The sequence below is a fragment of the Amycolatopsis ultiminotia genome (genome assembly GCF_039536925.1).
GTDB lineage: Bacteria > Actinomycetota > Actinomycetes > Mycobacteriales > Pseudonocardiaceae > Amycolatopsis > Amycolatopsis ultiminotia.
The window spans coordinates 356,455-373,280 of the sequence record NZ_BAAAZN010000004.1 but is presented as its reverse complement, the minus strand read 5'-3'; the positions used below and the strand labels follow the sequence as shown (position 1 = coordinate 373,280).

Sequence of the window (16,826 nt, the reverse complement as noted above, 5' to 3'; positions counted from 1 at the left end):
GCACCGGAGGGTCGGTAGAGTCTCCGGTAGGCACACAGGTGCGCGGGGGCGCGTCTGGGGGAGGAACACGTGGCCGAGTGGCCTGGCGCGCCGCTTCCGGCGCACCGCGGTCGCGGCGCGCTCGTCGTGGTACGCCGCAGCGGCAAGGTCGCGCTCTCCATCCTGTCGGTCATCGTCCTCGGCCTGACCTGGTACGCCTGGCAGTTCATCGGCGATCCGCAGGCGGGCTTCACCACCACCGAGGTCTTCGGCGGACAGCAGCAGCGAGCGAAGCCGCTCGACGGTGCGGTGGACATCCTGCTGGTCGGCCAGGACAGCCGGACCGACGCGCAGGGCAACCCACTGCCGCGCGAGGTGCTGGACATGCTGCACGCCGGCGTCGCGGACGGCGAACGGCAGACCGACACGATGATCCTCGTGCACATCCCGCAGAACGGGAAGCACGCGACCGCCATCTCCTTCCCGCGCGACACGTACGTGGAAATCACCGGCGGGTTCGGCAAGCACAAGCTCAACAGCGCGTACGTGTACGCCTACAACGACACGTCGAAGACCCTGCAGGCCGCAGGCAACACCGACCTCAAGGACGTCGACGAGCAGGCCAAGCTCGCCGGGCGCAAGAACCTCGTCGCCACACTGGAGAAGTTCCTCGGCAAACCGGGCATGATCGACCGGTACGCCGAGGTGAACCTGGCCAGCTTCTACGAGGTCACCAAGGCCATCGGCGGCGTGCAGGTGTGCCTGAAGGCGCCGGTGCAGGAAAAGAAGTCCGGGGTGCACCTTGCCGGTGGGCAGCAGACCGTGCAGGGCGTGCAGGCGCTGGCCTTCGTCCGGCAGCGGTACGGGCTGCCGAACGGTGATCTGGACCGGATCGCGCGACAGCAGGCGTTCCTGTCCGGGCTGGCGAACAAGGTGCTCTCCCCCGAAGTGCTGGCGAATCCGGTCACGCTCGCGCGGCTGATCGACTCGGTGAAGAAGTCCGTGGTGCTGTCCTCGGGCTGGGACCTGGCCGAGTTCGCCGATCAGATGCGCGGCCTGACCGTCGGCAACGTCGAGTTCCACACCATCCCGACCGAGGGCAACGCGGTGATCGGCGGCGCGGACGTGCTGCGGGTCGACCAGTCGCAGGTGCAGGCCGAGGTCGGACGGCTGACCTCGGACGGCGCCCCGCCCCCGGCGAGTGCCACCCTGCCCGGCGCCGACGCGGTGACCGTCGAACTGTTCGACGGCTCCGGCACGGACGCCGCGACGACCACCCGGAGTCTGTTGCAGGGCAAGGGCTTCCACCTCACCGACGACACCGAGCTGTCGACTCGCTCCAGCACCGTGCTGCGCTACCACCCGTCCGACGACGCCGCGGTGGAGCTGGTCCGGCAGGCCCTCGGCGGCGATCCGCAGGCCGAACCGGACGCCGACGTGGCATCCGGCCACGTGCGGGTGCTGCTGGGCAAGGACGCCCGCGGCGGCCTCTCCGGCCAGGGACAGCCCACCAGCACGCCCGCCACATCCGCACCACACACCACGCCGTCCTCCTCCTCCTCGGCCCCCGGCACTCCCGCCACGCCGCCCATCACGGCGGGCGAAGTGCCCTGCGTCAACTAGAGTCGGATGTCCCAGCACGGCGGCAGGCGGCTTGCCGCGGGCTGGCAACGGGGAGGTACACGGGGTGGACGAAGACCAGGACAAACCGGACCGGCCGGACGAGCCCGGCCCGGCTGAGGGGCGCCCGGAAACCCCGGACGCCCCCGCCTCCGGCAGCCTGGGCCCGGACGAACCGAACGATTCCACGCCGAGTGTCGAACAACCCCGCGGCCCACGCCACGCCGCACCGGACGAGACCGACCGCGCCACCAGCCCGGCCGACGGAGCAGCCGACGCCGGCTCCGCGGGCACAGCGGGCACAGCGGGCACAGCGGACACAGCGGGCACAGCCGATACCAAGAACACCACCGGCCCAGCCGGTACCGGAGACCCGGCAGACCCGGCCGACGACCGCGACCCGGCCGAGCCTGCCGCTGCGGGGACCGGCACAACCACCGGTCCCGAAACCACCAACGGCACTGAAACCACCGGCGCGGAAACCACCACCGGCGCCACAACCACCGCGGCCACAACCACCGCGGCCACCACTGCGGCCGGGTGGAAGCCCTCGCCTTATCCGCGGGTCCAGCTTCCGCAGCCGTCCAAGCCGGCTCCTCCCCCGCCGCCGCAAGCCCGCGGGCCACGGCCGGGGCGGGCCGGACGGGTGACTCGGCGGATCGCGGTCGGGCTGGTGTCCGTGCTGGCCCTCGGCGCGACCGGATACGCCTACGTCACCAAGGATCGGCTCCAGCGCGACGTCCCCACCACCGACGTGCTCGTCCCACGGGCCGGGGAGCCGCCGGCGCCGCCCGCGGACGACGGGGCCACCGACATCCTGCTCGTCGGCAGTGACGCGCGGACCGACGCACAGGGCAATCCGCTGCCGCTGAGCGTGCTGAAAGCACTGCGCACCGAAGAGAAAGCCGGGGTCAACACCGACACGATCATCCTGCTGCGATTTCCGAAGAACGGCGGCAAACCGTCCGGGATCTCGATCCCCCGCGACACCTGGGTCGACGTTCCGGGGCGCGGGCAGGCGAAGATCAACTCGGCGTACGGCGTGGAGAAGGTGCGCGAGGAACGGGCCGAACGCGCGCAGGGCGAACGCGACCAGGCGAAGCTGTCCCGTGATTCCGACAGCGCCGGACGGCGGGTGCTCGTGCAGACCGTCCAGGACCTCACCCAGGTCCGCGTCGACCACTATGCGGAGGTCAACCTCCTCGGCTTCTATCTGCTCACCGAGGCACTCGGGGGCGTGCAGGTGTGCCTGAACCACGCGACCGTGGACAAGGATTCCGGCGCGGACTTCGCCCGCGGCACGCAGACCGTTTCCGGTGGCGAGGCGCTGTCGTTCGTGCGTCAGCGCAAGAACCTCCCGCACGGCGACCTGGACCGGATCGTGCGTCAGCAGGCGTTCCTCTCCTCGGCGCTGCACCAGGTGCTCTCCGCGGGCACGCTGTCCGATTCGGGCACCCTGAACAACCTGATGGACGCCATGCACCGGTCGGTCGTGCTCGACGACGGCCTGGACGTGCTCGATTTCGCACAGCAGATCAAGGGCGTTGCCTCCGGCGACCTCGACTTCACCACGATCCCGGTGATCACCGCGAACGGGCACAGCCAGGACGGCCAGAGCATCGTGGAGATCGACCCGGCGGCGGTGCGGAAGTTCGTCGCGGGGCTGGCCGCACCCCCGGCGTCCGGCGGCGGGGCGGCAGCCGGGGCACCGGCGGCGCAATCGGAGTCCGGGGTGCCGGGCGTGCCGTGCGTCGACTGAGCGCACGGCTAGCCTGAGGCGCATGAGCCTGACCGAGCAGCTGCTGCGCCCGCTTCTGAACTCCCCGGCGAAACCGCTGGTCACCCACTACGACGACAAGGTCGGCAGCCGGGTCGAGCTGTCCGTGGCGACCACCGTGAACTGGGCCGCGAAGACGGCGAACTGGCTGGTGGACGAGTTCGACGTGGAGCCGGGTGACCGCGTGGCGGTGCGGCTGCCCGCGCACTGGCAAACCGCCGGGGTGCTGCTCGGCGCCTGGTGGTGCGGGGCGCACGTGGTCGCGGAACCGGACGACGCGCGGGTGGTGTTCACCGGCCCGCAGGAGCAGGTGGCGGCCCCGGCTGTCGCGATCGTCTCGCTCGATCCGATGGGCCGCGGCCTGGCCGGTCCCCCGTCCGGCGGTGCGCTGGACTACCTGAGCGAAGCACGGCTCGCCGGGGACCAGTTCACCCCACTGCAGCCGATCGCAGCCGACACCCCCGCACTCGAATCCTCCACTGTGGACGAAGTGTTGGCGCAAGCACGGGAGCAGGCAGGAAAACTCGGACTCACCGCCGCCGATCGCGTACTGTCCACGGTGGACTGGACGGTGCCCGGCGGGGTGCTGGACGGCCTGCTCGTGCCGCTCGCCGCGGGCGCGCACCTGGTGCAGGTGACCAACGCGGATCCGGCAAAGCTGGCTGCCCGCCGGGAGGCCGAGCGGACCACCGCCGACCTCCCGTGACGGGCATCGTGGTCAGGCCGTTTCCAGCTCTCGCGCGGATTCCGGCCGCGCCTCCCGGCGCCGCCAGAACAGCACGTGGTCCAGGGAGAGCCTGCCCCCGTTGAAGCCGAGTGCCAGCGCGGTGAGGCCGAGCACCAGCACGAGTTCGTAGCCACCGTCGCCGGTGAGGCCGTTGGCTGCGTGCACGCTGATCAACGCACCCGCCATGTCGACCGCGTAGGCCAGCGCGATCAGCGGCAGCAGGAAACCGGCGACGAAAGCGATCGAGCCGATCACTTCGAGCACGATCACGAAAATCGCGGCGACGGTCGGCAGCGGGATACCGATCTTGTCGAACATCCCCGCGGTGGCCCCGACCCCGCTGTCCCACTTCTGCAGACCGTGGGCGAAGAACACGACTGCCACACCGATCCGGCCGAGCAGCAGCGCGACGTCCTTGACTCGAGCGAACATAACGGTCAGAGCTCCTGATAGGTGAAATCTCAACTGACCTGTTCGACGGTAGGGCACCGGACAGCACGCCGGCGGCTTCGGCGAGTGATCGACAGGAAACCGACAGACACCGGAGAACCGCAGGCGGAACCGGCCGCGGAAAAGGCCCACGCTCGAACCGGCACCAGGGCGCGGGAACTTTCGTACTCGGCTTCCGGCAGCGTCAGGCCGGACGGCGGCGGACCGCGTCGAATTCCGCCCAGCCGCCGTGCACCGACAGCACGGTGAGCACCCGTTCGGCGAGCGTGGCGAACCGCTGCAAGTCCTCGTGCAGCACCCGGGCGCGGTCGGGGTCCAGCGGAGCGTGATCGTCCCACCACAGGCCGATCACCGCGCTCGCGGACAGCACCAGCGGCTGGATCAGGTGCCCGAACTCGTCCGAGGGCTCACCGGCGGCCCGGCAGCCGGTCTCGATGTCCTCGCACGCATCCAGCAGATCCCGCAACGGCTGGACGGCGTCCGCAGGCGTGCCGTTCCAGGCCGCGGTCGGCCACACGCGATCACTCAGTTCGAGCCACAGCCGCCAGCCCGCGACGAGCTCAGCGTCGTCACGCGGCGTCCAGGTATCGGGAACTGGCCAGAACATGCCGACGACTGTGACATCCGCACTTCGATTGCACAACCGGAATGGCCTTCCGGGCCGAAAAATGTTCGCGTTCTTACCTCGCCCCACCCGAAAACCACCCTGCACGGCGCATTTCGTCCCTGCGATTCCGCGCTCTGTGCTAGCGGTTCAGCCGACCACCGGGGGCACGAACACGCACTTCGGGGTGACCGCGTGCTCCGGGTCGAGTGCGTTGAGCACCTCCTGCTCGGCGATCGGGTCGTACGGGATGCCGAGGTGATCGGTGAAGTCCTGCGCGCACACGTCCTGCAGCAGGATGTTCTTCACGTTCGAGGCCGGCTTGAGATAGGCGTTGGTGTAGGGGGTGACCACGTCGTCGTACTTCGTCTGGATCACCGTGTAGTCCACGCCGGGCACGGTGTCTCCACCTGCGTTGAGCTCGGTGAGGAAGTCGGAGCCGACGGACTGCTCGTTGCAGGACGCGCATGCGGCGCCGACCAGGTCGCGCGCAGGCGGGATGGCCTGGATCGCGCTCAGCAGCCCGAACAGGTTGGTGCCGTAGTTCGACGGGGAGAGCCCGATCAGCTTGCCGATCTTCGACGCACCGCCGAGGTTCTTGATCCAGTACCGCGGGTTCATCCCGCCCTGTGAGTGGCCGACCACGTCGAGCTTCGACGCACCGGTGGCCTGCAGGACCTTGTCGCCGAAGGTGGCCAGCTGTCCCGCGGTACCGGCGACCGGGCCGACAGTCTGCAGGAAGCTGCCCGGCGAGCCACCGAAGTTGCCTGCGAACACGCAGTACCCCTCGTCGGCGAGCAGCTGCGACAGGTTCGCCCAGTTCTCGTAGGCGTTGGCCGTGGTGCCGTTGGACAGCAGCACCGGATCGGGGTGTTCCTCGGAAGGCTTGCAGTTCCAGTCGTTGGCCCCCGGCGGTGCGATCGTCGGCTGCCCCACCGAGTAGATCGCCGCCGCGACGATGTTCGGCTGGAGCGGGCCGGTCGGCTCCTTCTCCGCCGCCGACGCGGTACTCAGGGTCGTGGCACTCAAGACCACGGCGGCCGCCACCGCCACCACCATCCGCCGCCCGAACGCGCGCATGCCCATCCGTTTCACCTCTCTGTGAACCTGATGACCACTTAACGCGGCAACCCCGGAGAGGAAACGGTTATTTTCCGTCCGCGTGCGCGTCGAGGAAACGCCGCAGGTGCGGGTTCACCGCGTCGGCTTCGGTGAGACTGAGGAAATGCGCGCCACCCTCGATGGTCACCAGCGGTTCGGCCTTGGGCAGCGCCGCGGCGAGCGCCTCGGCTTTGGCGACGCGGTAGGCCAGATCCGCCGTGCCGTGCAGGACGAGGGCGGGTGCGGCGATGTCACCGAGGCGATCGAGGACGCCGTCCCGGTCGACGAGGGCGTTCATGATCCACTGCAGCCGTGCACCGGCTATCTGCCGCCACTTCGGCGTCCAATCCGAGGCGTCCGCGTCGCCGAGGCAGATCTTCGCGACGCCGCCAAGCACCGTGTCCGGCCCCTGCGTGTCCCACACCTGCGCCAGCTGCCGATACGCGGCGGCGACCTGCTCGTCCTCCGCTTCGCCCGAGGTGCCCATCACCGCGAGCGAGGTGATCCGCTCCGGTGCGAGCAAGGCCATCCGCAACGCGATGAACCCGCCTTGGCTGGTGCCGACCACCGCCGCCTCGGCGAGGTCGAGATGATCGAGCACGGCGAGCGCGTCCCGTGCCACGTCCCAGAAGTCGAACGGCGCGTCCGCCAGGGTCGTGCCGTGACCGCGTTCGTCGATGGCGATCAGCCGGTAGGCGTCCCCGAAAGCGGCGACCTGCGGGGCCCACATCTCGGTGTCCATCAGGAAGCTGTGCAGCAGCAGGACAGCAGGCCCGTCGCCACCGTGGTCCACGTAATGCACCCGCTGCCCACCGGCCGTCGTCACCATTGCCATGCCTGAACCTCCGCGCTGAGACAGCTGGGAGATTTGTCTCACGACCCCCGGTGGTTTGGCAAGCCGGCTTCGGCCAGAATCGCCCGGATGACCGGCCCTGTCAGCACCGACACCGTCGTACGCGCCGCGACCGCCGCCTACCTGCACGGCGAGCCGATCGACATGTCGGCGCTGGCCGCGTCGCTCGGGCTCAGCCGCGCGACGCTGTACCGGCGGGTCGGCAACCACGAGCAACTGCTGGGCTTGGTGTTGGCCGCAAGCGCCGAACGCGGTTACCGCGCCTTGACGGCCGAGCCTGCGGAACCGGGTATGGCGAACGTGCTCGCGGTGGTCGAACGGTTCATGCGCACCGTGGTCGAGGCCGAACCACTGCGCAGCCTGGTGGCGCGTGACCCGGTGTTGTTCGTCCGCGTGGTGATGGCCCCCGGCCCGGTGGAGGCCGGCGCCACCCGGTTGTTCACCGAACTACTGGAAACGAACGGACTGCACTTCACCGCCCCGACCGCCGCGATCGCCCAGGCAGTCATCCGGATCGCCGACTCGTTCATGTACTCCCAGCTCCTCGGCGGCCCACCACAACTGGACGAGGCAATCCAGGTGATCCGGCTACTGCTCTCCACCGCAGACTGAGCGCGCCGGACACCGGGTGTCGGCGCTTCCCGCGGTGCAAGCAGCCCGCGATCGTCCAGGCCCGAGCTCGAGCCCCTGAAGCCGCAAACCGGGCAGCTGCAGTGGTGGGACGGGCGCGCAGTGGAAGCCTTCGTCGCGCCCGTGCAGTAGCTGCTGCACGGGCCGCGGCCCGACCGCGAAAGGTCAGCCCTTGAGCAGTGCCCTTGCCATCACGAGTTTCTGGATCTGGTTCGTGCCCTCGTAGATCTGCGTGATCTTCGCGTCGCGCATCATGCGTTCCACTGGGAAGTCGCGGGTGTAACCGGCGCCGCCGAAGAGTTGTACCGCGTCTGTGGTCACTGACATCGCCACGTCCGAGGCGTACGTCTTCGCGGCCGACGCCATGAAGCCTGCTCGCTTGTCGCCTCGTTCGGAGGCGGCCGCGGAGGCGTAGACCAGGTGCCGGGCTGCCTCGATCTGGGTGCCCATGTCGGCCAGCATGAACTGGACGCCCTGGAACTGGCCGATCGACTGCCCGAACTGCTTGCGGTCCTTCACGTAGGCCACGGCCGCGTCCAGTGCCCCCTGCGCGATACCCAGCGCCTGCGCCCCGATCGTCGGGCGGGTGTGGTCCAGCGTGCGCAGCGCGGTCTTCAGGCCGGTGCCCGGTTCGCCGATGATCCGGTCGGCGGGGATGGTGCAGTCCTCGAAGTAGATCTCGCGCGTCGGCGAGCCCTTGATGCCCAGTTTGCGTTCCTTCGGGCCCACCGAGAAACCCGGATCGTCCTTGTGCACGACGAACGCCGAGATGCCGTTGGCCTTCTTCTCCGCGTTCGGGTCGGTCACCGCCATCACCGTGTACCACGACGACTCACCCGCGTTGGTGATCCAGCACTTGGTGCCGTTGAGCACCCAGTGATCGCCGTCGAGGCGGGCGCGGGCACGCATCGATGCGGTGTCCGAACCGGCCTCGCGCTCTGACAGCGCGTACGACGCCGCAGCATCCCCGGCAGCGATCGAGGGCAGCACCTGCTTCTTCAGGTCCTCCGACGCGGACAGGATGATCGGCTGCGTGCCCAGCTTGTTCACCGCCGGGATGAGCGAAGCCGACGCGTCGACCCGCGCGACCTCCTCGATCACGATGCAGGCGCTGACCGCGTCGGCACCCTGACCGTCGTATTCCTCGCCGATGTGCACCGCGTTGAACCCGGACTTGACCAGCGCCTGGTACGCCTCGACCGGGTACCGCTCCTGCTCGTCGACCTCCGCCGCGTACGGCGCGATCTCCTTCTCGGCGAGAGCCCGGACCGCGGCCCGCAGTTCCTCGTGCTCCTCGGCCAGCTGGTACAGGCCCTCGGCCACGTTCGGTCACCTCTTCTGCAGCGATGGTGGAGAGTTCCATCGATGTTAGCGCTCGTTCACCGCAGACGTCCGCGGTCGTGCTTGTGTCGTTGCCCGCACCGTTCGTAAGGTCGGGTGATGGCCATCACCGCGTCGACGCCGCCGCCCGGATTGCCCAGTTCACTCGACTATCCCGAAGTTCCGGTGGGGTCCATCCTCGCCGGCGCCGCCACCCGCTACCGCGACCGCACCGCATTCGCGCTCGGCGACGAGAGCCTCACCTTCGCCGAAACGTACGCCGCCGCCTGCCGGTTCGCGAACGCACTGCGCGCCCGCGGTATCGGCAGGGGCGATGTGGTTGCCGTGCACCTGCCCAACTGCCTTGCCTACCCGGTCGCCTACCACGGCATCCTGCTGGCCGGGGCCACCTTCAGCCCGACCAATCCGCTGCTCCCGCCGGACGAGGCCGCCTTCCAGCTCACCGACTGCGCGGCCACCGCCGTGGTCACCTACGGCCCGGTCGCGGGCACCATCGCGGCGATCGCCGACCGGATCCCGGCGCGGCTGCGGATCGTCGTCTCCCCGGAAGGCGACCTCGGCGACGACAGCGTCGAATTCGGCGAGTTCTCCGACGGCCGGCCCTCGACCCGGCCGGACGTCGAGCTCGACGTGCACCGCGATCTCGCCCACCTCTCCTACACCGGCGGCACGACCGGCCGTTCGAAGGGGGTGGAGCTCACGCACTACAACGTCGTGGCCAACACCGTGCAGAACAGCTGCTGGCAAACCGGTTCGGTACCGGCGCTAGACCGCAACGGCGACGTCATGGTGGACCAGATCGGCAGCGTGGCGGAATGGCCGTCGCGGCACGGCACCGGCGTGGCGATCAACCTGACGCCGTGGTTCCACGCGATGGGCGTGATCGCCGGGCTGAACGCCCCGTTGCTGGGCGGGAGCACCGTCGTGCTGCATTCGCGGTTCGACCCGGTGGCCTACGTCGCGGACGCCGAGCGCCTGCGCGTGACCTCCCTCGGCGGCGCGCCCGCGTTGTTCGCGGCGCTGCTGGCCACACCGTCGTTCCACACCGCCGACCTCTCGTCGGTGCAGAGCATCGGTTCGGGTGCGGCGCCGATGAGCCACGAGATGATCCGCGCATTGCAGGAGCGGTTTCCGGACGTGGTGATCGTCGAGGGCTACGGGCTCACCGAGATGACCATGGGTGCGGTGATCGCACCGCCGTACCGGTCCGGCGTCCGCAAGGTGGGCTCGGTCGGCCTGCCGCTGTTCGACACCGAGGTGAAACTCGTCGCCGAAGGCAGCGAGGAGCCCCTGCCGCCGGGGCAGGAAGGCGAGGTGTGCCTGCGCGGGCCGCAGCTGATGCGTGGCTACCGGAACCGCCCGGAGGAGAACGCCGCCGCACTGGTGCACGGCTGGCTGCACACCGGCGACATCGGGGTGCTCGACGACGACGGCTACTTGTCCATTGTGGATCGCAAGAAGGACATGTTGCTGTACAAGGGGTACAACGTGTTCCCCCGGGAGCTGGAGGAGCTGCTGACCGGATTGCCCGAGGTGCTCGGCGCGGCCGTGGTCGGCAGGCCGAGTGCCGAGGTCGGCGAACTGCCGGTGGCGTTCGTGGTGCGGCGTCCCGGCGTGACCGTACCGGCCGAGCAGCTCATCGCCACGGTGAACGACCAGGTCCTGCCGTACAAACGCTTGCGGGAGCTGCATTTCGTGGACGAGATCCCGGTCTCGGCGGCAGGGAAGGTACTGAAACGGGAGTTGCGCAAGCAGCTGCCGGAACTCACCTGAGGCAGCGCCGCCGGGCAGCCGGAAGGCCACCCGGCGGCACCCGGTCAACGGCGAACGGTGGCACCGAACGGCTGCCCGGCCGACGCACCGGACGGAACCGGAGCGACACCCGGCGCATTGGTCGGCACACAGGTCCCGCCCGGCACTCCCGGTACACCAGGGGCATCCGCCGGGACGCCCGGCTGCACCGGCACGCTCGGGCCGTCCGAGGGCACGCCTGGCTGCACCGGTGCGGTCGGTGCGTCCGCGGGTACGCCCTTGCCGGGCCGGGTGGGGAGCGTCGGGATGGTGCCGTGCTCAGGCGCGGTCCCGGTGCACGACGGCGTGGGCAGGGCCGGGGCATCCTCCGCGGCGAGCGCGGCCGGCGCGGCCGCGGCAATCCCGGCCGCCACAAAACCGGCCAGCACGATACTGCGGACCATCCGAGTTTTCTTCATCCGGTATCTCCCAGGGGTAGCTGCATTCCGAACGTCCTCCGGAATGCGGCCCAGCATGCGCGCCATGCCGTCTGGCCAGGATCAACGACCGTTTTACCTTTCCCTTAGGGCGGTACCGTTCCGATGTGCTGCCCGCGATTACCCGTTTTCCTTGCTGGGGTATGCCGCCCGTGCTATCGAGGAAAGATGCGCGTACTGGTGGCCGAGGACGAAAAGCCGATGGCGAACGCGATCGGCGAGGGGCTGCGGGACAACGGGCTCGCCGTCGACGTCGTCTACGACGGTGCCGTCGCGCTCGAGCGGTGCGGCTACACCGCCTACGACGTCGTGGTGCTCGACCGCGGGCTGCCGCAAGTGCACGGCGACGAGGTCTGCCGGACGCTGGTCTCCGCACAACCGGCCACCCGGATCCTGTTGCTGACCGCGGCGTCCGGGGTCGTGGACCGGGTCGCCGGCCTCGAACTCGGCGCGGACGACTACCTGCCGAAGCCGTTCGCCTTCTCCGAACTCCTCGCCAGGGTGCGCTCGCTCGGACGGCGCAGCAGGCCCGCGGTACCGCCGGTGCTCGAACGGGCGGGCATCGCACTGGACCCGGCACGGCACCTGGTCGTCCGTAGCGATCGCCCGGTCACGCTGACCAAAAAGGAATTCACCGTACTGGAAGAACTGCTGCGCGCCGACGGTACCGTCGTTTCCGCGGAACATCTGCTGGAAACCGCATGGGACGAAAACGTGAATCCGTTCAGCAACACGGTGCGAGTCACCATGTCCTCCCTGCGGCGCAAACTCGGCACACCGGCCGCGATCGAGACGGTGTCCGGTGTGGGATACCGGATCCCGTGAAGCGCCGGTCGCTGCGCGCCCGGCTGACGCTGGCGTATCTGCTGCTCGCGGCCGTCGCAGGGGCGGGCATGCTAGGCCTGATCCTGCTGCTCGTGCAGCCGGTGACCCTGTCGGACGCGGTGACCGCACTGCCCGGCCCGCCGGGTGCACCCGTCCGCACGGTCCCGCCGCCGCGGGAAATCGCCAGCATCGGGGTGGTCACGTACTCCTCGCTGCTGCGGACCGGGATCATCGCGTTGCTCGTCGTGATGGCGACGGCCGCCGTGCTCGGCTGGTTCACCGCGCGGCGCGCGCTGCGGCCGGTCCGGTCCATCACCGCGGCCGCGCGACGAGCGGCCGACGAGGAGCTGAACACCCGCATCCGGATGGACGGGCCCGGTGACGAGATCAAGGAACTCGCCGACGCCTTCGACCACATGCTGACCAGACTGGAACGATCGTTCGCAGGCCAGCGCCGGTTCATCGCGAACGCGGCACACGAGCTGAAAACCCCGGTCGCGTCGCAGCGCGTGATCACCGAGGTCGCCATCGCCCGGCCGTCCGCCGCACCGGGGACGGTCGCGCTCGGCACCGAACTCCTGGCCGGCCTCGACCGGCAGGAACGGGTGCTGGCCGGACTGCTCGCACTGGCGCAGAACGCGGAAACCGTGTGCCGCAACGACGTCGTCGACCTGGCCCGGCTCGTCGAGGACGTGCTACGGGAGCAGTCCGGCGACCGGATCAAGCTGCGGACACAGCTGGCCACCGCGAAAGTCCGCGGTGACGCGGTGCTGCTCGAACAGCTGGTGCGCAACCTCGTCGAAAACGCTTTTGTGCACAACGAACCACAAGGCTGGGTTGCCGTGCACACCGACGCTTCGGAAGCAGTCAGTTCGCTGGAAATCGCCAACGGCGGACCGCGGATCGGCGACACCGAGGTGGATCAGCTGTTCGAACCGTTCCGCCGCTCATGCCTCGACCGTGCGGATCCACCGCCGGGCAACGGGCTCGGGCTGTCGGTCGTGCGGGCGATTTCCGAGGCACACGACGGTTCGGTCATCGCAGAGCCGCGCAACGAAGGTGGGTTGCGGATCCGGGTCGGCCTGCCCGCGGCGTGAGACCGGCGGCTACTTGCCCGCCTTCTCCCGCAGTTTCGCGTCCTTGTCGAGCACCAGCTGTTCGAGATCGGCCTGGAACCGGGCCACCTTCGCCTGCAGGTCCTGCTCGGCCGCGGCCAGGATGCGGACGGCGAGCAGCCCGGCGTTGCGGGCGCCGCCGACGGACACCGTGGCCACCGGGATTCCGGCCGGCATCTGGACAATCGACAACAGCGAGTCGAGGCCGTCGAGGTACTTGAGCGGCACCGGCACCCCGATCACCGGCAACACGGTGGCCGAGGCGACCATGCCGGGCAGGTGCGCGGCACCGCCCGCGCCGGCGATGATCACGCGCAGCCCGCGTTCGGCCGCGTCCTTCGCGTAGTCGAGCATCCGCTGCGGCGTGCGATGTGCCGAGTAGACGCCGACCTCGTACTCCACGCCGAACTCGGCCAGCGCCTGGCCCGCCGCCTCCAGCACCGGCCAGTCGGAATCGCTGCCCATGATCACGCCCACCTGCGGCGCCATGTGTGTTCCCTTCAGTGGATCTCGTGGCCGTCGAGCCAGACCGCGTGCGACAGCCAGTGCGCGGACAGCAGCGCGCGGTTGCGCAGGTCGTCCATCCGCTCGCCGGTGAAGTTCACGTGCCCGAGCTTGCGGCCGGGGCGTTCCTGTTTGCCGTAGAGGTGGACCTTCACCTCGGGGAACCGGGCGAACAGATGGTGGATGCGCTCGTCCGGGCCCATCTGCGGGGTGACGTCGGCACCGAGCACGTTCGCCATCACGCACGCGGGGGCGACCAGGTCGGTGCGGCCGAGCGGGTAGTCGAGCACGCCACGCAGGTGCTGTTCGAACTGCGATGTCCGGGAGCCGTCCATGGTCCAGTGCCCGGAGTTGTGCGGGCGCATGGCCAGCTCGTTGACGAGCAGGCCGGTGCCGGTCTCGAACAGCTCGACCGCCAGCAGCCCGGTGACGTCGAGCGTCGACGCGATCCGCAACGCCAGATCCTGCGCCTCGTGCACGAGGGCTTCGGACAGCCCCGGCGCCGGCGCGAGTACCTCGGTGTTGATGCCGCCGGACTGCACGGTTTCGACCACCGGATAGGCAGCCCCCTGACCGAACGGCGAACGTGCGACGAGCGCGGACAGCTCGCGCCGCATCGTCACCTTCTCCTCGACCAGCAGCTCGGTGCCGGCGGCCAGCAGCTCCGGAACGGTCTCGCGGGCGTGGCGCGCGGTGTCGAGCATCCAGACGCCGCGCCCGTCGTACCCGCCGCGCGAGGCCTTGAGCACGACCGGCCAGCCGTGCTCGTCGCCGAACGCCACCACGTCGTCCACTGTGGACACTTCGGCGAACGCGGGCCCCGGCACCCCGAGGCCGGCCATCATCTCCCGCATCACGAGCTTGTTCTGCGCGAACCCGAGCGCGGTCGGCGCCGGCCGCACCACGAAGCCCTCGGTGACGAGGCTGAGCAGGTGCTCGCCGGGCACGTGCTCGTGGTCGAAGGTGACCACGTCGACCTGCCGCGCGAAGTCCATCAGCGCGTCGAGGTCGGTGTGGTGCCCGAGCACGACGTCACTCGCGACGAGCGGCGCCGCCTCCGCCTCGTCGGCGGCGAGCACCTTGAGCGACTGCCCGAGCGAGATCGCCGCCTGGTGCGTCATGCGCGCGAGCTGCCCACCACCGACCATGCCCACGACAGGGAGACCAGTACGTTTGTCCATAACGCCGTCCAGGTTACTGGGCCGCAGTGCCCGGACCAGCGGCGACCTGCACCTCGGGCCCGCGACACCCGCCCGGCGGCTGCCCGCTCTGCGGGTCGGCCCCGGGCAGGATGGCGGGATGGACCCAGTCGCACTGCCTCGTCCCGTCTTTCTCGCGCTCCGGGAGGCCAGCCTTCCCGGGGTGGCCACCGGGCTGCTCACCGCCGAACGACCGGTGCGGATGCCGGACGGCTTCGGTGACCTGCTGGCCTGGCTCTGGCGCAGCGACGCCAACGCGGCCGTGCTCTACCTGGCCGAGCTGATGAAGCAGCTGCGCGAACGGCATCCGCTCGCGAGGACGGTCGAGCGGCCGCTGCGATTCGACGAGGTGCTCACCGCCGCGCGAGCGGCCCTGCCTGCCGACTTCGACCAGGCCGACCTGCTCTTCGGCCACGTCCGTACCAGTCTCGGGAACTGGTACGGCGGCGCGCCGGGCTGAGGCACGGCTACTTCACGAGCGTCGACGGCCCGCCCGCATCGTCCGCGGCCTCCCGGAGCGCGCGGGCCCGTCGCTGCAGCCACCACCGCAGGATCAGCGCGGCGGCGAGCACTACCGGCATCAGGATGTAGGCGTCCCCGAGCACGTTCTGCCACACCTTCCAGTGCAGCTCCACATTGCGCCCGTTGGGCAGGATCAGCAGTACGCAGCTGACGAACACGAACGCCACGAGGAAGGTGCCGAGCCAGCGTTTCCACGCCGTGGCCGGGGTGGTTTTCGGCAGCCGCGACACCAGCAGCACGACCAGCGGCGCCACCCACACCCAGTGGTGCGTCCAGGAAATCGGCGAGATCAGCAGGATCCAGAACGCCGTGACCAGCAGTGCCGCCAGTGCCTGCCCGCGCCGGTGGAAGCGCAGTACCAGCCACAGCGCCGGGATCAACAGCAGCACCCCGATGCCCATCGCCGCCTTCGACGCCCACGGCGCGAGGTCGGTGGCGCGGTTCATCAGCGCGTTCAGCGACTGGTTGCCTGCCCAGTGCACCGGGCCGATGCGACCGGTGTCGGGCAGCGTCGAGGTCCAGTACCGCCACGCGTCGTGTGGGTTGACCAGGAACATCAGCGCCTGCATACCGACGAACGTCACCAGCCCGCGGATCGCGTCCTTGCGCCGTCCGGTGATGAACAGGTGCCCGAGGAACACGATCGGGGTCAGCTTGATCGCCGCTGCGACGCCGACCAGCACCCCGCCCCACCGGCTGCCGCGCGCGCCGATGACGAGCATGTCCAGCAGGACCATGGCCATCAGGATCAGGTTGATCTGGCCGAGGAAGATCGTCCGCCACACCGGTTCGAGAGCGAGGAAGACCAGGAAGAACAGGATCGTCGAACGGGCGGGCGAGGCCCACCAGCGCGGACCGTCCGCGTCCGGCCGGGGCAGTGCGCCGATCGCGATCCGCACCGACAGCGCGAGCGCACCCAGTGACACCGCGGTGAGGAAGCCCCACGCCACCTGCGTCGGCACGACGGCGAGCGGCACGAACAGCAGCGCCGCGGTCGGCGGGTAGGTGAAGGGCAGCAGCGCCCAGCCCGGTTCGGGGGCCAGCGTGTTGGCGTCGTAGAGGTTGTCGCCGTGCAGCAGGGTGAGCGCACCGGCGCGGTAGACCGCGCTGTCGACACCGAGGTTCCAGTTGTGCGCCCAGGCCCAGATGCCGAATCCGATCGCGATCAGCGGGACCAGCGAGAGGATCAGGATCGACCGCGGGCGCACGGAAAGCCGGGCGAGTGAGCGGCGCAGGGCCAGGCGCGGCTGCCCGGCGGCGGCCGCGGAAGCTTCGCCGTGCCCGGCGGAGGAGACGGTCCTGGTCACCCAACCAGGAAATCATGGCCGTCCCGGCGCAGGTCCGGAAGGGT

General features: G+C 69.9%; 17 protein-coding genes. 8 read left to right on the top strand and 9 right to left on the bottom strand.

Going from position 1 to position 16,826, the window contains the following annotated elements; genetic code table 11:
- Nucleotides 1-69 precede the first annotated feature (69 nt).
- From ABD793_RS12165 to ABD793_RS12155, 3 genes are all read left to right on the top strand, one after another.
- Entirely contained in the window at nt 70-1,602 is a 1,533-nt protein-coding gene (locus ABD793_RS12165) for an LCP family protein (RefSeq protein ID WP_344858826.1), read from the top strand.
- Between the two features lie 64 nt (nt 1,603-1,666).
- Nucleotides 1,667-3,358 (top strand): LCP family protein, encoded by a 1,692-nt coding sequence (locus ABD793_RS12160; RefSeq protein WP_425548686.1) that lies wholly within the window; start codon nt 1,667-1,669, stop codon nt 3,356-3,358.
- Nucleotides 3,359-3,380: 22 nt separating this feature from the next.
- Nucleotides 3,381-4,082: a TIGR03089 family protein gene (locus ABD793_RS12155; RefSeq protein WP_344858824.1), complete on the top strand. Its 702-nt coding sequence runs from the start codon at nt 3,381-3,383 to the stop codon at nt 4,080-4,082.
- Nucleotides 4,083-4,094: 12 nt separating this feature from the next.
- Here ABD793_RS12155 and ABD793_RS12150 read toward each other — a convergent pair whose 3' ends face one another.
- From ABD793_RS12150 to ABD793_RS12135, 4 genes are all read right to left on the bottom strand, one after another.
- Nucleotides 4,095-4,535 (bottom strand): DoxX family protein, encoded by a 441-nt coding sequence (locus ABD793_RS12150; protein WP_344858822.1) that lies wholly within the window; start codon nt 4,533-4,535, stop codon nt 4,095-4,097.
- Nucleotides 4,536-4,737: 202 nt separating this feature from the next.
- A complete protein-coding gene (locus ABD793_RS12145; RefSeq protein ID WP_344858820.1) occupies nt 4,738-5,160 on the bottom strand; it encodes a hypothetical protein in 423 nt (140 codons plus the stop codon).
- Between the two features lie 147 nt (nt 5,161-5,307).
- Nucleotides 5,308-6,243, bottom strand: a complete 936-nt coding sequence (locus tag ABD793_RS12140; RefSeq protein WP_344858818.1) for an esterase/lipase family protein — start codon at nt 6,241-6,243, stop codon at nt 5,308-5,310.
- Nucleotides 6,244-6,304: 61 nt separating this feature from the next.
- Nucleotides 6,305-7,093 carry an alpha/beta fold hydrolase gene (locus ABD793_RS12135; protein ID WP_344858816.1) on the bottom strand — a complete coding sequence of 263 codons (789 nt, stop codon included), beginning with the start codon at nt 7,091-7,093 and terminating at the stop codon, nt 6,305-6,307.
- 87 nt (nt 7,094-7,180) lie between these two features.
- Here ABD793_RS12135 and ABD793_RS12130 point away from each other — a divergent pair, with 87 nt between their 5' ends.
- Nucleotides 7,181-7,723, top strand: a complete 543-nt coding sequence (locus ABD793_RS12130; protein WP_344858814.1) for a QsdR family transcriptional regulator — start codon at nt 7,181-7,183, stop codon at nt 7,721-7,723.
- 183 nt (nt 7,724-7,906) lie between these two features.
- Here the strand turns inward: ABD793_RS12130 and ABD793_RS12125 are convergent, their stop codons facing one another.
- Nucleotides 7,907-9,064, bottom strand: a complete 1,158-nt coding sequence (locus ABD793_RS12125; RefSeq protein ID WP_344858812.1) for an acyl-CoA dehydrogenase family protein — start codon at nt 9,062-9,064, stop codon at nt 7,907-7,909.
- Between the two features lie 117 nt (nt 9,065-9,181).
- On the opposite strand from ABD793_RS12125, the gene ABD793_RS12120 reads away from it, so the two are divergent.
- On the top strand, nt 9,182-10,855 hold the full coding sequence (locus ABD793_RS12120; protein WP_344858810.1) for a class I adenylate-forming enzyme family protein: 1,674 nt from the start codon (nt 9,182-9,184) through the stop codon (nt 10,853-10,855).
- Between the two features lie 44 nt (nt 10,856-10,899).
- Here ABD793_RS12120 and ABD793_RS12115 read toward each other — a convergent pair whose 3' ends face one another.
- Nucleotides 10,900-11,292 carry a hypothetical protein gene (locus ABD793_RS12115; RefSeq protein WP_344858808.1) on the bottom strand — a complete coding sequence of 131 codons (393 nt, stop codon included), beginning with the start codon at nt 11,290-11,292 and terminating at the stop codon, nt 10,900-10,902.
- Between the two features lie 186 nt (nt 11,293-11,478).
- Between ABD793_RS12115 and ABD793_RS12110 the strand changes: the two genes are divergently transcribed.
- Entirely contained in the window at nt 11,479-12,135 is a 657-nt protein-coding gene (locus ABD793_RS12110) for a response regulator transcription factor (protein WP_344858806.1), read from the top strand.
- Nucleotides 12,132-13,232 carry a sensor histidine kinase gene (locus ABD793_RS12105; protein ID WP_344858804.1) on the top strand — a complete coding sequence of 367 codons (1,101 nt, stop codon included), beginning with the start codon at nt 12,132-12,134 and terminating at the stop codon, nt 13,230-13,232. The genes ABD793_RS12110 and ABD793_RS12105 overlap by 4 nt, the downstream gene beginning before the upstream one ends.
- A 9-nt stretch (nt 13,233-13,241) precedes the next feature.
- Here the strand turns inward: ABD793_RS12105 and purE are convergent, their stop codons facing one another.
- Both purE and ABD793_RS12095 read right to left on the bottom strand, forming a co-directional pair.
- The gene (gene purE / locus ABD793_RS12100) at nt 13,242-13,739 is read right to left on the bottom strand and encodes a 5-(carboxyamino)imidazole ribonucleotide mutase (RefSeq protein ID WP_344858802.1); all 498 of its coding nucleotides are present in this window, start codon (nt 13,737-13,739) and stop codon (nt 13,242-13,244) included.
- An 11-nt stretch (nt 13,740-13,750) separates the two neighbouring features.
- Nucleotides 13,751-14,935, bottom strand: coding sequence for a 5-(carboxyamino)imidazole ribonucleotide synthase (locus tag ABD793_RS12095; RefSeq protein ID WP_344858800.1), 1,185 nt, complete (start codon nt 14,933-14,935; stop codon nt 13,751-13,753).
- A gap of 118 nt (nt 14,936-15,053) precedes the next feature.
- Here ABD793_RS12095 and ABD793_RS12090 point away from each other — a divergent pair, with 118 nt between their 5' ends.
- Nucleotides 15,054-15,413 carry a hypothetical protein gene (locus tag ABD793_RS12090; protein WP_344858798.1) on the top strand — a complete coding sequence of 120 codons (360 nt, stop codon included), beginning with the start codon at nt 15,054-15,056 and terminating at the stop codon, nt 15,411-15,413.
- Nucleotides 15,414-15,420: 7 nt separating this feature from the next.
- On the opposite strand, the gene ABD793_RS12085 is transcribed toward ABD793_RS12090, so the two are convergent.
- The gene (locus ABD793_RS12085; protein WP_344858796.1) at nt 15,421-16,782 is read right to left on the bottom strand and encodes a glycosyltransferase 87 family protein; all 1,362 of its coding nucleotides are present in this window, start codon (nt 16,780-16,782) and stop codon (nt 15,421-15,423) included.
- Nucleotides 16,783-16,826 lie beyond the last annotated feature (44 nt).

Coding starts and splice junctions, on each gene's coding strand:
- ABD793_RS12155 (WP_344858824.1), top strand. CDS start 3,381: ATGAGCCTGACCGAGCAGCTGCTGCGCCCGCTTCTGAACTCCCCGGCG.
- ABD793_RS12150 (WP_344858822.1), bottom strand. CDS start 4,535: ATGTTCGCTCGAGTCAAGGACGTCGCGCTGCTGCTCGGCCGGATCGGT.
- ABD793_RS12145 (WP_344858820.1), bottom strand. CDS start 5,160: ATGTTCTGGCCAGTTCCCGATACCTGGACGCCGCGTGACGACGCTGAG.
- ABD793_RS12140 (WP_344858818.1), bottom strand. CDS start 6,243: ATGGGCATGCGCGCGTTCGGGCGGCGGATGGTGGTGGCGGTGGCGGCC.
- ABD793_RS12135 (WP_344858816.1), bottom strand. CDS start 7,093: ATGGCAATGGTGACGACGGCCGGTGGGCAGCGGGTGCATTACGTGGAC.
- ABD793_RS12130 (WP_344858814.1), top strand. CDS start 7,181: ATGACCGGCCCTGTCAGCACCGACACCGTCGTACGCGCCGCGACCGCC.
- ABD793_RS12120 (WP_344858810.1), top strand. CDS start 9,182: ATGGCCATCACCGCGTCGACGCCGCCGCCCGGATTGCCCAGTTCACTC.
- ABD793_RS12115 (WP_344858808.1), bottom strand. CDS start 11,292: ATGAAGAAAACTCGGATGGTCCGCAGTATCGTGCTGGCCGGTTTTGTG.
- ABD793_RS12110 (WP_344858806.1), top strand. CDS start 11,479: ATGCGCGTACTGGTGGCCGAGGACGAAAAGCCGATGGCGAACGCGATC.
- purE (WP_344858802.1), bottom strand. CDS start 13,739: ATGGCGCCGCAGGTGGGCGTGATCATGGGCAGCGATTCCGACTGGCCG.
- ABD793_RS12095 (WP_344858800.1), bottom strand. CDS start 14,935: ATGGACAAACGTACTGGTCTCCCTGTCGTGGGCATGGTCGGTGGTGGG.
- ABD793_RS12090 (WP_344858798.1), top strand. CDS start 15,054: ATGGACCCAGTCGCACTGCCTCGTCCCGTCTTTCTCGCGCTCCGGGAG.